The organism is Thermoanaerobaculia bacterium, from assembly GCA_018057705.1.
In the GTDB taxonomy this organism is placed as follows: Bacteria; Acidobacteriota; Thermoanaerobaculia; order Multivoradales; family JAGPDF01; genus JAGPDF01.
Map to the genome: position 1 here is coordinate 1 of JAGPDF010000077.1, position 14081 is coordinate 14081.

A 14081-nucleotide genomic window follows, 5' to 3' on the forward strand; every position below is an offset into this window, starting at 1 on the left:
ATCGACAACCCGATCGTGCAATCGCCGCGCGGGCTCGGCGAGATCTTCACCACCGACCTCGACGCCAACGCCCGCACCAGCGAGGCGCCGGCGACGAACTACCTGCGGCCGCTCTTCATCGCCGGCGCTTCGGTCCTCCACCGCCTCTTCCTCGACGCACCGCTCGGCTGGCACGCGACGGCGATCGTCCTGCACGGCTTGCTCGCCGGCCTGGCGTTCCTTCTGCTGCGGCGCGAGGGAATGGGCGCCGCGACGGCGCTCGCGGCGGCGCTGCTCTTCGCGCTGCATCCCTCGCACGTGCAGTCCACTGCCTGGGTTTCCGGCCTGCAGGACCTGCTTTTCGGCGTGACGGCGCTGGTCGCCTTTCTCGCCTATCGCCGATCGCTGCGCTGGCCGAAGGCGAGCTGGGCGCCGCTGGCTCTTCTCGGTGGCGCCTTCGCTCTTGCGCTCCTGGCGAAAGAGCCGGCGGTAGGACTGCTCCTCTTCGTCGGCGCCGAGGCCCTGGGCTGGATCCCGGCGGCAGCAGACGATTCATCGACGCGACGACCGCGCGCCGAGCTCCTGACGCTGCTGGCCGTGGCGGGTGTCTATCTTGCCTACCGCTGGTCGGTGCTGGGGGGCCTCGCGCATCCGTTTCCGACCGCGCCGGCGATGCCGGAGGCCCTGGCCAGCATCCCGGTCGCACTCCTCGCCTACGCCCGAGACCTCGTCTGGCCGGTCGGGCTCTTTCTCCTTCATCCGGCGCGGCCGGTAGCGGCGGCGCTCAGCGCCCCGAGTCTCGGCGCCGCGAGTGGGCTCCTCGTGCTGCTGGCCGCGGCCTACGGCGTGCGCCGTCGCTGGCCTGCCCTCGCCCGGCCGCTCGCCTGGATGGCGGCCTGGCTCGCTCCCGTGTTGGCGCTCTGGGCGGTCAATCCGGAGTGGATGGTGATGGACCGCTATCTCCTGTTGCCGAGCCTCGGGCTCGCTTGGGCGCTGGCGCTCCTGCTGCCACTCGAAGCGGCTGCATGGCGTTGGCGAGCACTGCTATGGATGGCGTTGGCGGTGACTCTCGCCGGACTCTCGCTCGCGGCGATGCGGCCGTTCGCCAGCGAGGAGCGCTTCTGGTCCGCTGCGATCCGCGCCGATCCCGCGAGCTCCACGGCCTGGGTCGAATGGGCGCGCCTGCGCGCCGACGCGGGGGAGCTCGCGGCAGCGGCCGAAGCGCTGCAGCGGTCGGTCGAGCTCGATCCGCGCGCCCAGCTGCCGCGGCTGCGCCAGGCGTTGCTCGCGGTTCGCCGCAACGACCTTTCGACGGCGCGCGCGATCCTCAGCGGACTCGTCGAGCGCAACCCGGGGTACCTGCCCGGCTGGCGGAATCTCGTCGTCGTGCAGGCTCGTGGCGGCGATCTCGCCGGCGCCGACGCGACGTTGGCGCAGGCTCTGGTGCGATTTCCGGAGGATCCGCTGCTGTGGACGCAACGGGCAATTCTGCTGCGCCAGCAGGGCCGCCGCGAGGAGGCGCTGGCTGCCATTCACCGTGCCGCCGCGCTCGCGCCACAGGATGCCGCGATGGCGGTGCGCGAGGCCTCCCTGCTGGCCGAGCTCGGCCGGACGGCCGAGGCCGCCGCGGCCGCGCGGCGCGGCCTCTCGCTCGTCTCCTCGCCGGAGATCAGGGCCGAGCTGGAGAAACTGGCGCGGTGAGCGGACGGCTCGACGGCGCGGCGGAGTCGAGCCCGGCGAGCGCCAGGCGCGCTCCCTCGTGGCCCGGCTCAACCGCGAGAACCTGCCGCAGCTTCGTCCGCGCCCGTGCCGTCTCGCCGGCCCGCAGCCAGGCGAGCGCCGCAGCGTAGGTCGCACGCGTCGGGTCCGGAGAGTGCGTCGCGGCGCGCTCGAGAATCGCTGCGACCCACTCTCTCGGCGGGGCTTCCGCCGGCCACGGTGCCTCGAGGATGACGACGATCGCCCGCCAGGGACGCGGATAGGAGGGCACCCTTTCGAGCGCTCTCACGAGATGGAGGAGCGCCGGCCCCGACTCGCCGCGCGCCAGGAGGATCTGGCCGAGGTTGTTGTCGGCCAGGCAGCTGCCCGAGTGCGCGAGCACGTGCCGCCAGAGGCTCTCGTCGTCGCGCCAGACTTTCGCCTGACGGTGTGTCGCCGCGGCAGCCAGAGCGAGGAGCGCAAGCAGCGAGATCGCGGCGACGATCCGCGCCGGCAAACGAGCGGCGCCCTGCAGCCATCGAGCCGTGACGCAGGCGACGAAGAGCAGCAAAGGGATGGTGGCGAGGTAGGCGTAGCGATCGGCGACCAGTTGGATCCCCGACTGGGCGAGGCCTGCGACCGGCAGCACGAGCAGGAGGTAGGCACCGGCGGCCGTGGTGAGCGCCGGCAGGCGGCGGCGCAGCAGGGCCAGTGCGACGATCGCTGCGACGGCAGCGAGGGCCGGCAAGAGATAGCGCGCGGCGAACGGATCGAACGGAGAGGGCCGTTCGTAGAGCGGCAGCCAGGAGGGGCGGAAGACCAGGGCCGCAGGGTAGAAGGCGAAGCCGTAGCCCGCCTGCACCAGGCGGTCGAGCAGGCCGTGCTCGCTTGCCGAGGTGAGCGCGCCCGAGCTCGCCTGGGCCCACAACGCCGCCGCCGCCGACGTGGCGGCGACCGCGAACGACAGGCTCTTCTCGGCGACGAGCTGCCGCCAAGGACGACCCGCGCCGGGCGTCCGGGCGGCCCGGCCGAGCGGCCAGACGTCGAGCGCCAGCAGCACGAACGGCAGACTCATCTGCGCGCGCGCCAGCGCCGCGAGGGCGTGCAGCAGCGCCACGAGGCCGCGAAAGCGCGAAGGCGCGGCGTCCGGCGGGCTGGTGGTGAGGTGCAGCAGCACGGCGGCGAGCACCAGCACCGTGGACAGCGCGTCGCGGCGCTCGGTCGCCCAGGCCACGGTTTCGACATGAATCGGATGGAGAGCGAAGAGCCCGGCACTCAAGAGGCTCGCGATCGCGCACCGAACGGAGCGGTCGCGCGCCTCGAGCGGGTCGAGACTCCGGCGCGCGAACCACCCGGCGAGGGCACCGACCAGTACGCTCGCCAGCAGGTGGAGAACGAGATTGGTGGCGTGCACGCCACGCGGCGTCGCCCCGGAGAGGAGGGCGTCCAGCTGGTACGACATCCAGGTGAGCGGCTGGTAGTGCCCGAAGAACGGCGTCGTGAAAGCCCAGGCGACACCAGCGAGGCCGCGATCCCAGTGACTGCGCGCCGCAATCAGGTTGGCGCCGTCGTCCCAGACGAAGCCGTTGTCGAGCACCGGCAGGTACGCCCAGAGGGTAGCGGCGGCGAGGAGCGCGGCGGCCGCGAGGAACACGAGTCTGCCGGCGCGCGGCGCGCGGACCGGGGGCGGCGAAGCGGTCAGGGAGTCGTCCACTCTGCGACCTCCGCATCGCTCAGCCGGAAGAGAAAGAGCGAGGTGCCGATGCGTTCGTCGGGGGGCCGCAGCGCCAGGCGCGAAAGCAGCCGCAGTCGCCGCAGCGCCTCGAAGTCGTCGATCGCGTCGGCCTTCACCTCCGTGGAGACGCGAGCCGTAGCGGCTGCCTGCTCGAAGCGCGCGATCAGACGCGGGTCCCGCCAGCTCTCGGCGCGCGCCAGCGGCCGCGTGAGCCCGAGCAGATCGCTGGCGCTGACCACGTAGAGCCCGCCGGCGATCGCCGCCGGGTGCGGAGCGTGGCTCCCTTCGCCCCAGAGCCAGCGCACCTGCATGCCGCGCGGCAGGGGTGGATGTCCGGCCTGCAGGAGCCAGACCGGCAGGTCGTCGGGTTCCCTCGCGAGGCGTGTGCGCAGGCGCAGCAGGTCCTGCCCCCAGTCGAGGTTGCTGTCGAGGAGATAGCGGTGCCCCTGGCGCCAGCCGCCGGCCGCTTCGTTGAAATAGCCGATCCAGTGGGGTGCCGCGAGAAGCGTGCCGGCGACGAGCCAGGCGAGCGCCAGGCCGACAGCGACACTCAGCGGGCGCCGCCAGCGCAGCGGAGCACGAGCAGCGGCGAGCCCGCCCGCGGCGATCGCCAGCACCGCGGTGACCGGGAGCAGGTGGCGGTAGCCCAGATTCAGTCCGCTGCGCAGCAGAGTGAAGCCATAGACTGCGGCGAAGACGCCGAGGCCGACGGCGAGCGGATTCGGGCCTTGGGTCCCAGGTCGCCAGCGGAGCGCGAGTGCCCCCAGCCCGCCCACGAACAGGAGGAGCGCCGGCAAGGGAGTCTTGATGGCGAGCGCCCAGGGAAAATAGGACAGGAAACCGCGGTTCGAGTACTCGCCGCGCAGGTAGGCGGCGCGCCCCAGGGCCTTCTTCTGAACGAAGGCGATGCCGAAGAGATAAGGCTCCGGCAGCAGGCGATGGGCATGGGCGAAGCGCAGGAGCGCCGCGCTCTGGCCGGGGCGATCCGAGCCGGTCGACGGATCGTGCAGCACGACCTCCCAGCTCTCGGCGGGTGTCCGCGGTGGCGGCTGGCCGTAGTCGCCCGGCACCATCATGGGAAAATCCGCCTCTCCAGCAGCCGTCGCCCGAAAGCGAAGACCGTAGGCCACCCAGATGGCGAGCAGCGAAACCAGCGCGAGCGCTCCGGCGGCGATGGCCAGTGTGCGGAAGGTGGCCCAGCGCCCACGGCCCGGGCGCGCGACGAGCACCATGGCGACCAGCGCCGGGACGAGCGTCGGCCAGGAGAACTTGACCAGCGCGGAGGCGGAGAAACCGGCGGCCAGAAGGGCCAAGCGCGGCAGCGTGGGCCGGCTCAACCAGCGTTGGGCGGCGAGCAGGGTGAGGAGGGCGGCGAGGGCAAAGGGCACGTCCGCCGTTGCCAGATGACCGTGCGCCAGCCAGTTCGGATCGAACGCCACCACCGTCATCGCGAGCAGCGCCCCGGCGCCGCCGAAGAGCTCGCGCGTCGCCGCGCCGACGGTGAGAACCAGGGCGAGGAACAGGACGATCGCGACCGCTCGGCTGGAGCGGATCAGGCGCTGGCCGTCGTTCCAGGTTTCGTAGAACTCTCTGCCAATCGTCAGGAAGTCGCCGCTCTGCCAGGCCGGCGTCTCCGCTACTGGCCAGTGCACTTGCTGAAAGATCAGTGGCAGGGCGAGGAGCCAGCGCGCGAGCGGCGGGTGGTCGGGGCTGAGGCGGAAGTCGCCGGTGACCAGGGTCGAGTAGCCGGCGACGAGATGACTCGGTTCGTCCACCGTCACGCTGTCGGTCGTCGCAGCGCTCCACGCCAGTCCCGCCGCGCAGGCCAGGAGCAGGGCGGCGAGCCAGGGGGCGAGACGCTCGAGCATGAACGAATAGACTATCTTCGCTTGCACCTCGAATGACGACTCCGCCCCCCACCTCCGCGCCTCGCGTCGGCCGTCGCGCTGCTCTCGTGCGCGGAGCGATCCTCCTCTTTCTGGTCGCGCTGATGCTCGAGGGGGTGGCACGCTGGGTGGTGCATTCGGAGAGCGTCCTGGCGCGGATCTCCTCGCCCTTCGACGAGGCCTCCTGGCGTCTGCGGTGGGTGAATCGCCATCGCGGCGGCGAAACGCCCTATGCCTTCTCCTTCGACGTGCATCACCCGATCCGCGGCTGGGCGGTGGGCCCGAACGTCCGGAACCTCGAGGTTTTCGGCGGCAAGCGGCTGAATACCGACGCGCACGGTCTGCGCGGTGCCCGGGAAGTGCCGTTCGAGAAGACGCCCGGGACGACCCGCATCGCGATCTTCGGCGACTCCTTCACCTTCGGCGAAGAGGTGAGCGACGGCGAGACTTTCGCCCACCAGCTCGAGCTGCTGGTCCCGGGGATCGAGGTGCTGAACTTCGGCGTCCACGGCTACGGCCACGATCAGGAGCTGCTCTACCTGCGCGAAGCGCTGCCGCTCTACCGGCCGGACGTCGTCCTGGTCGGCCACGTCACCGACGACTCGATGCGCAATATGCTCGCCTTCCGCAGCTTCGCCAAGCCCTGGTTCAGAATCGCGGGCGACCGGTTGGAGCTTCACGGCACGCCCGTGCCGCCGCCGGCGGAGTTTCTCGCCGCCCACGTCTGGGGCTCGCGTTTTCTGGACCTCCTGAGGATGGCGCGCGAGCGGCTCCTCTGGCGCTGGGGAGATCGCATCGGCGAGACCGACCGGCTGACCGACGCGATCCTCTCCGCGATCTTCCGCGAAGCGCGGGCCGCCGGCGCGCGTCCGGGGATCGTGCTGCTGCCGGTGTGGGGAGAGTTGGGCGTCGCGGATCCGGCGCCCCTGCCGGGAGAGCAGTTCGTGGCGGCGGTCGCGGAGCGGGAGAGGGTCCCTTGCCTCGCCCTGCGCCCGCTCTTCGTCGAGCGCGCGCGACTCGGAGCCGAGTTCGAGCGCCGCGAGCATTGGCGGCCGCTCGAGCACCGGCTCGCCGCCGGCGGCATCGCCGACTTCCTGCGCCGGGAGGGCTTCCTGCCGTGAGTCGCAGCGCCGCGGCACTCATCGCCGCCGCCTTGCTCGCGGCGCTGGTGCTCTTCGCCTTCCTGCCGACGCTCGGTCAAGGTTGGGCGCCGATCGACGACGGCCTCAATTTCACCCGCAACGAGCACTATCGCGGCCTGGGTTGGGAGAACCTGCGCTGGATGTGGACCACCCGGCTCGCCGGCCACTACATCCCGTTGTCCTGGATGACTCTGGGAGCCGACTTCCTCGTTTATGGGATGAACCCGGCCGGCTACCATCGCACCAATCTCCTGCTCCACCTGGCGAACGCCCTGTTGCTCTTCGGCCTCGCGCTGCAGCTCTCTCGCCGGCCCGATGTCGGCGGCCCGGCGCCGACCGAGGGGCGGCCCTACGCGGTGTGGGCTGCGCTCGCGGCTTTCGCCGCCGCGGCCTTCTTCGCCCTCCATCCGCTGCGCGTCGAGTCGGTCGCCTGGATCACCGAGCGCCGCGACCTGCTCTGCGGCCTGTTCTGTCTGCTCACCGTGCAGGCCTATCTCCGCTACGTCGAGCGCACGGGCGGGCGGCGGTGGGCCGCCTACGTGCTCGCGCTCGCCGCTTTCGCTGCCGCGCTGCTCTCCAAAGGTCTCGCGGTGGTCCTGCCGGGGGCGCTCCTCGCGCTCGATCTCGGGCCGCTGCGACGCCTCGATCCCGATCCGCGCCGCTGGCGACTTGATGCCTGGCGTCCGCTGCTGCTCGAAAAGGTGCCCTTCCTTTTCCTGTCGGCGCTCGTCGCTGCGGTCACCCTTTGGGCGATCGCGCCCGTCATGTCGGAGTCGAAGGTCGCGGGCCCCGAGCACCGGCTCCTGGCGGCCGGTTTCGGTCTCTCCTTCTATCTCGAGAAGACCTTCGCGCCGCTGGCCATACCGTTCCAGATTCCGACCACCGACCTGCTGACCTTCGCAGCGAATCCCGCTGTCGCGGCGCGGGGAGCGGGCTTCCTCGCCCTGCTAGGGCTGGCGGTCTGTGCTTGGTGGCGTTGGCGCCGGCCGCACGTCGCGTTGTCCCTGGCGGTCTTCACGCTCTTCGTCTTGCCGGTGAGCGGGCTCTTCCAGGCCGGGCCGCAGCTCGCAGCGCATCGCTACACCTACCTCGCCGGTCTGTCGCTCGCGCTGCTGGTCGGCGGCCTCGTGCTGCGCGGCAGCCGGTTGCGGTCGCTGTCAGCGCAGGTGGCGGTGGCGCTCGTCGTCGTGGCGGTAGCCGGTTCGCTGACGAAGGCCACGCGCTCTCAGGTGGCTCTCTGGCGGGACGAGGTGACCTTCTGCCGCGCCGCCGTCGAGGCCGCGCCGCGAGCCTGGGCGCCGGTCGGCGCTCTGTCTCGGGCCCTCCTCCTGCGCGGGGAGGACGCGGAGGCGCTTGCCGTGCTGCGCGCCGGGCGGCAGCGGTTGCCGGGCGCGATGCTGCTGCCGTACCTCGAGGCGATGGTCCTGGCGACGAGCGGGTCGCGCGACGTGCGCGACGGCGCGCAGGCGCTCGCGCTCGCTGAGCGGATCGCGCGCGCCACGAGCTTTCAGGATCCCGCCGCGCTGCTGGCGTTCGCCTCCGCCGCGGCGGAGACTGGAGATGATTCGGCAGCGCGGCGCCTCCTCGAATCGGCCGTGGTCCTCGCCCGGGAGGGCCGCAAGCCCGAGCTGCTGCCGGCCCTGGAGGAGGCGAAGCGACAGCTCGCGAGCCAGGCGCATGTGCGGTTCTCGGCCGCAGACTGGGGCCGCTATCGTCTTTGAGCGCAACATGGCCCACGGACCCCGTGGCCGACTCCTCGCCCCGCTATAATCGCCGCGCTTCTTTTCATGGAGTCCCTGAATGAAACGTAATGCCTCTCTGGTCGGTCTGCTGTCGGCGACCCTCGCCCTGCCGGTGGGTTGCAGCAAGGCTCCCGAATCCCAGCCCGCTCGAGAGCTCGATCCGGCGGCGGTCGTCGCCCGCTTCTCGGGAGGGGAGATCCTCAGATCGGAGATTCAGGCGGCGCTGGCGAACCGGCTGGCGTCGGTGCCGAAACCGGTGGCCGCAGAGACCCGCCAGCTCATGGTGAGGAAGGTCGTCGAACGGCGGGTGCGGCTCGCGATGCTCGTCGCCGAAGCGAAGGCCAAGGGCTACGAATCGCGGCCGGAAGTGCAGTACCAGGCGGCTGCGGACGGCGAGAGGATCCTCGCCACCGATTTCGTGGCGACCGCGGTCGCCGACGTGCATGCCGCCGACAGCCTCGTCGCTGCGGCGGTCGAGAGCCGGCTGCAGAGCGTCCATCCCGAGGAGGCGAGGAAGTTCAGTCACATCTTTCTTCGTGCCGCGGAATCCGACGCGGCAGCGCGGTCGGCAGCCGAAGCGAAGATGCAGGGCATTCTTGCGGAGCTCAAGAGCGGCAAGGGCTTCAATGAGCTGGCAGAGCTCCATTCGGATTCGGTGGACGCCCGGGCTGGCGGCCGCATCGAGTGGACGATGCGCAAGAGCCTGCAGCGCGCCGCGGGGGACGCGATCTTTGCCCTGCAGGAGGGCGGACTCTCGCCGGTCGTCGCTGCGAAGGATGGCTTGCATCTGTTTCGCCTCGACGGCATCCGTTCGGGCAGCCCGCTCGACGTCGAAGGGATCCGCCGCGCCGTGCGCAACGAGCTCGACGGCGAAGCGCGCACCCTTGCCGAGCGCGCCCTGCGCCAGCAGGAGCTCGACGCGGCCGGTGTCGAGCTCGCGGCGCCCCGCACCCTGATGGCAGCGGGAGGCCCGGGCGAGCGCTGGGTGGCGCGTTGGAAGGGTGGCGAAGTGAGCGCGGAGGAGTTTCGCGCCTTGCGGCCTCTGTCCGTCGTCCACCCGGAGCGCGCCAGCGCTTTCCTGCGCGAGTTGGTGGAGAACCGCCTTCTCGCGGCACGTCGCCGCGCGCAGGGGCTCACCCCGGCGCTCGAGGGCGAGATCTCCGCAGCAACCCGGCAGGCCCTGGTCGATACCTATCGCGCCGCGTTGATCGCGGAGATTCCGGTCGAGCCCACCGAAGAGGAGGTCGCCCGCTACTACCGCGAGAACGGCGAGAGCACCCTCTTCCTCCGCGACTACCGCCTGGATGTGCTGTTCTTTCCACAGTCCGGCGAAAGCGTCGCCCAGGTCTATGCGGCGGGCGAGAAGGTCGTGGCCGAACTGCGGGCGGGAAGGCCCTTCGATCAGTTGCTCGACCCACCGGTGCAGTCCGATGCGCGAATCTGCCGGGATGCTCACGGTTTCGACCTCCAGCAGGTGGGCCAGCAGTCGATCCGGATGCGCAAGGCCGTCCTGAATCTGGCCGCTGGAGAGGTGACTCCGGCCCTCTATCTCGACGGGCCGCTCGTCGCGCTGGGCTCGACCGACTGCCGGCTCGAGGGACGTGGCGTCGCCTTCGTTCGCCTGCGCGAGATCCGCACGTTGCCGCTGGAGAGCGCCCGGCCGGCGATTCAGACGGCGCTCCGGAATGAGAAAGAAGCGGCCGGGATCGAGGCCATCCAGGCTCGCCTGGTCGCCGAATCGGGTCTGGCGATCCTCCTCCCCGAGGGTTGAGCGGGCGCGCACGGCGATGATCGCTCTGCCGCCGCTCGCGGTCGCAGCTCTCTCGACGACTGCACTCGTTCTGCTGCTCGCGCACCGCCGCGCGAACCTGGGTGGTGCAGCCACGGCGACGTTCGTGCTCGCTGCCGTGGCCTACGGCTGGCTGCGCTCGACCGCCATCGGCCTGTTGAGCGCGGCGGCGCACACAGACACCCCCTATCGCATCGTGACGCCGCTGGTCGCCGCCGGTGGCGTGCCGCTGCAGGAGCTCGTCGGCTGGGTCTCTGCCGTCGCGCTGGCGGGCTATGTCGCCGACCGGCTCCTGCGCCGTCTCGGCCGTGCGGCGGACGCCTGGGGCACCGCTCTCGTCGCCGGGTTCGCGATGGCGGCGATCTGCCTCGCGGTCGAGTCGGCGGCGGTGACGGCGGGCTGGTGGTCGTGGAGCCTCGGCCACCCGGCCACCGGGCTGTTGTGTTTCCCGGCGATCGCGCTGCTCGATTGGGGCTTCGTCGCCTTCGACATCCTGCTGCCGTTCGAGCTCTGGCGTCGCCGCGCGCCACTGGGCGAACGCGTCGCCGGCCTCTTGTTCTTTCCGCTCCATCTGGCGGGCCACGCCCTGACGGCGCCGGTCACGACGGCGCTGCCGCTCGCCGGTTTCGATCTGGTCCATGTCGGGCTGATCGCTGCGGTCGCAGCTCTCGCCTTCGCACCCGGCAGCCGGAGCGCGGACAGCCCGTGGCCGGCTTCGGCCGGAGAGCGCTGGCGGCCAGCGGTGCTCGTCGGCGGCGGCCTGATCGTACTGACGACGGCGACCCAGCTCGGAATGCTGCGCGAGTGGCGCCAGTTGTGGACCGGCCTGCCGCTCGCCGCGGCGATCCTCGGCGCGGTGACCGCGAAGATTCCGGCCGCGGTCGGCCGCGCCGAGACGCGGCGCTATCTGCCTGCGGCCTGGATCTTCCTGGCGCTCTTTGCCGGCGGCCTGTTCCTGCGCCTGCCGGAGGCGCTCCGCGCGCGCGACTTCGAGCAGCTCGTCGGCCTCGGCGTCAGGGCGCTCGCGGCGGGTGACCTGGCGGCGGCGCGAGAACAGCTCTCCGCCGCGCTCGCCCGCCGCCCCGGGCATGCGGACGTCCGCTGGCTGCTCGGGTGGGCGGAGCTCCAGGCCGGCGACCGCGCCGCGGCGCGCGAGCACCTCGAAGTTGCCGTCGCTGCCCGCCCGGCGTCCGTCGAAGCGACGCGCTATCTCGCGCTGCTCGATCTGCTGGAAGAGCGGAGCGGAGACGCGGCAACTTCCCTCGCGCAGCGCCGCAAGCGGTACCCGGAAACTGCGGACCTCGCCTATCTCGTTTGGGTGGCGACCGTAGCGCAGCAGGACCGCCAAGGTACGCCGGCGCCGATCGTCGCCACGGCCGGTACGGGCGAGCTCCGGGAGATCTTCGCGTTGGCGCGTGCATTGGGTGATCGGCCCACGATGCAGGCCTGCTACGAGCGCGAACGCGCCGGCGCCGAAGCAAAGAGCCCATGAGCTCAGGGGGCGGAGGGCAACGCCTCGGCCATCGCTCGCGCCGTGGCGATCAGATCTTCGGGATGCCCCTCATCGGCAAGGATGCGGTCGAGCTCCGCTTCTGCCTCGCGCGATCGTCGCTCAGCGGCAAGGTAGCGCGCCAGGGAGAGTCGCAGCCAGCCGGCGTTGGGAGACGCTCCGAGGCCTCGTTGCCACTCCGCCTCCGCCTCCGCCCGCTTGCCGCTTTGAGCCAGGGCTTCGGCGAACAGGCGACTCGCGCTGGCCGAGTGCGGTGCCATTCGGGCGAGTCTCTGCGAACGTTCGAGCGCTGATCCGAGATCGCCGCGCTCGCGCGCCAGCACGACGAGTTGGGCGAGAGCCGTCAACGAGCTCGGGTCGAGCTCGAGGAGGCGGGCAAAGTACCGCTCTGCGTCTCCGCTCCGACCCTGCAGGCGGGCGATACGCCCCAAGCCCTCGAACGCAGCGATCGGTGGCCTGTCGACGGTCGTGTAGGCCAGGAAGGCGGCGTTCGCCTCGTCGAGCCGGTGCGCGGCGAGAAGTTGATTGGCGCGGTCGAGCCCAGACAGAAAGCCGATGGCGTCGCGCGGATTGGCGCCGCGGGTCTTCGCGGAGATCGGCCCGCTGATGTAGCCGAGGGCCGCGATGCGCGCCTGTTCTTCGGCGCCGGCTTCGGTTGCAGCCAGCTTCTCGGACTGCTTTCTCGTCAGGGTCGCGATCCGGCGCGCTTCACGCTCGAGCGGCGCGGCCGCCGCACGGTCTCGTTCCAGTCGATCGAGCGTCTCCCGCGGGTCGTCGGCGATGCGGAAGAGCTCGGCGCGCGGTGCGAGGATGAACTTCCAGGCGCCTTCGCGAACAGCGGCGAGCGCTGCCCAACCCAAGCGACGTCGCGGCATCTCCGAGACCGCTCCGAGCTTCCTTGCGGGCACCGCTGTGGGACCGAACAGGTCGACTCCGTCGACGGGCTCGCCTGGGGGCAGACCGGCGAGGGCGAGCACCGTCGGCGCGACGTCTGCGAGAGTCACCGCGTCGGGCCGTGCGGCGCCCGCAGGCAGTTGGGACGGTAGCCGGAAGATGAGCGGAATCTGCAGGGTGGCGTCGTAGAGGAGCATCCCATGGGTCAGCTCGCCGTGCTCGCCCAGGCTCTCACCGTGGTCGGAAAGCAGCACGATCAGCGTCCTGGCGCCTTCCGGCGAGCTCTCGAGAGCCGTCAGGAGACGAGCCAATTGCATGTCGACGAAGGCGATCTCGCCGTCGTAGGGACGGTCTGCGTAGAGTTTGCGGAAGGCACTCGGCGGCTCGTAGGGCGAGTGCGGGTCGTAGAGATGCAGCCAGAGAAAGAACGGCTGACTGCGCGGCCGTCTCAGCCAGTGGAGCGCCCGGCTGACGCGCTCGTCCGCTGGCGCGGTCGAGTGAAAGAGCTGATCGAGCTCCGCGTCGGACCCAGGACCGTCGTCGTAGTGGCGGAAGCCGCGGTCGAGGCCGAAGGCTCGATTGAGAACGAACGCGGCGACGAAGGCCGCGGTGTCGTAGCCCGCCTGTGAAAACCGCTCTGCGAGCGTCGCCGCCGGGCTCTCGCGCAGCGTCATTCCGTTGTCCACTACGCCGTGGTTCCAGGGCTCGACGCCGGTGTGGATCGTCCAGTGGGCAGGCAGGGTCAGCGGAACCGGCGAAAAGGCGTTCTCGAACCGGACACCCTCGGCGGCCAGCCGGTCGATCGCCGGTGTCTCGACGGCTTCAGCGCCGTAGCAGCCGAGACGGTCGGCGCGCAGCGTGTCGATCGAAATGAGCAGGACGTTCACCGGAGCGGGAGCGCTCGGTGGTTCGGAGGAGCAGCCGGCGACAAGTGTGGCGCCGAGCGCAGCGGCGAGCGCGAAGCGCCCTCCGGAGATGCCGCGGCAAGGGAAAGGGCCCCTGGCACGCGGTGCCAGAGGCCCTTCTTGAACCATCCGCTCGGAGCGCCAGAAACGGCGCAGCGGGCTCAATTGACGTCGAAGCTCATGAGCTCGACCGGCAACGGCGGGGCGCCGTCGAGGGTGAGCGACCAGGCGTTGAGCGTGCCGGTGCAGATCGAGGAGTCGTCGGCGACGTTGAGCGTCCAGACGCCGCCCGAAAGGGTCGTGTCGAAGGCGTTCATGGAGCCGGAGGCGGGCACGGGCGCCGCGCCCGTGGTCGGCTGAAACGAGCCCGTGTACGGAGCACCGGCGAAGGTGCAGGTCGCGAGGCCCGCTGCGTCGTTGTCGATGACCGTATTGGTGAGGTTGTCACCGCTGCCGCCGCAGTTCGACCAAAGGAGCTGCCCTGCGACGGTCGGGCTGGAGAGCGTGAGAGCGATGTCCGAATCCCAGGTGTGAGTGATGTTGACCGTCAGGTTGGCGTCGGTGATCGTGCCGTTGACGCTGAAGTTCAGGGTGCTGTTGGCGTTGCCGTTGTCCGGAATGGCGAGCGGCACGTTGGTGCTGGACTCGGTGACGGCGGCGAAGAGCTGGGCGGCGCCGAAGGCGACGACCACGAGGGCGAGGACGGCGATGAACAGATTGCGGGTCTTCATGAGGTCAAGGCTCCAGAGATTGCTTTCCTGCGTTGAAAGTATCGTGAACCGACGCGGCGCACGACGGAGA

Annotated in this window: 9 protein-coding genes; 5 read left to right on the forward strand and 4 right to left on the reverse strand. The window is 71.0% G+C overall.

The genetic code is table 11. The features are described from left to right. On the forward strand, positions 1 to 1680 hold a 1680-nt coding region (locus tag KBI44_17840), incomplete at its 5' end, for a hypothetical protein (protein ID MBP9146345.1). Here KBI44_17840 and KBI44_17845 read toward each other — a convergent pair. Continuing rightward, a complete protein-coding gene (locus KBI44_17845; protein ID MBP9146346.1) occupies positions 1649 to 3391 on the reverse strand; it encodes a hypothetical protein in 1743 nt (580 codons plus the stop codon). The genes KBI44_17840 and KBI44_17845 overlap by 32 nt on opposite strands. Next, positions 3376 to 5307: a glycosyltransferase family 39 protein gene (locus KBI44_17850; protein MBP9146347.1), complete on the reverse strand. Its 1932-nt coding sequence runs from the start codon at positions 5305 to 5307 to the stop codon at positions 3376 to 3378. The genes KBI44_17845 and KBI44_17850 overlap by 16 nt, the downstream gene beginning before the upstream one ends. 59 nt (positions 5308 to 5366) lie before the next feature. Between KBI44_17850 and KBI44_17855 the strand changes: the two genes are divergently transcribed. The 4 genes from KBI44_17855 (at position 5367) to KBI44_17870 (ending at position 11463) form a co-directional block, all read left to right on the forward strand. Further along, positions 5367 to 6419, forward strand: a complete 1053-nt coding sequence (locus KBI44_17855; GenBank protein ID MBP9146348.1) for a hypothetical protein — start codon at positions 5367 to 5369, stop codon at positions 6417 to 6419. Beyond that, positions 6416 to 8161 carry a hypothetical protein gene (locus KBI44_17860; GenBank protein MBP9146349.1) on the forward strand — a complete coding sequence of 582 codons (1746 nt, stop codon included), beginning with the start codon at positions 6416 to 6418 and terminating at the stop codon, positions 8159 to 8161. The genes KBI44_17855 and KBI44_17860 overlap by 4 nt, the downstream gene beginning before the upstream one ends. Before the next feature lie 79 nt (positions 8162 to 8240). Beyond that, entirely contained in the window at positions 8241 to 9953 is a 1713-nt protein-coding gene (locus KBI44_17865) for a peptidyl-prolyl cis-trans isomerase (GenBank protein MBP9146350.1), read from the forward strand. Between the two features lie 16 nt (positions 9954 to 9969). Then, a complete protein-coding gene (locus tag KBI44_17870) occupies positions 9970 to 11463 on the forward strand; it encodes a tetratricopeptide repeat protein (GenBank protein ID MBP9146351.1) in 1494 nt (497 codons plus the stop codon). Between the two features lie 2 nt (positions 11464 to 11465). Here the strand turns inward: KBI44_17870 and KBI44_17875 are convergent, their stop codons facing one another. Both KBI44_17875 and KBI44_17880 read right to left on the reverse strand, forming a co-directional pair. Then, entirely contained in the window at positions 11466 to 13262 is a 1797-nt protein-coding gene (locus KBI44_17875) for a sulfatase-like hydrolase/transferase (protein ID MBP9146352.1), read from the reverse strand. Between the two features lie 179 nt (positions 13263 to 13441). Then, positions 13442 to 14011 (reverse strand): proprotein convertase P-domain-containing protein, encoded by a 570-nt coding sequence (locus KBI44_17880; GenBank protein MBP9146353.1) that lies wholly within the window; start codon positions 14009 to 14011, stop codon positions 13442 to 13444. Positions 14012 to 14081 lie beyond the last annotated feature (70 nt).

Coding starts and splice junctions, on each gene's coding strand:
- KBI44_17870 (MBP9146351.1), top strand. CDS start 9,970: ATGATCGCTCTGCCGCCGCTCGCGGTCGCAGCTCTCTCGACGACTGCA.
- KBI44_17880 (MBP9146353.1), bottom strand. CDS start 14,011: ATGAAGACCCGCAATCTGTTCATCGCCGTCCTCGCCCTCGTGGTCGTC.
- KBI44_17865 (MBP9146350.1), top strand. CDS start 8,241: ATGAAACGTAATGCCTCTCTGGTCGGTCTGCTGTCGGCGACCCTCGCC.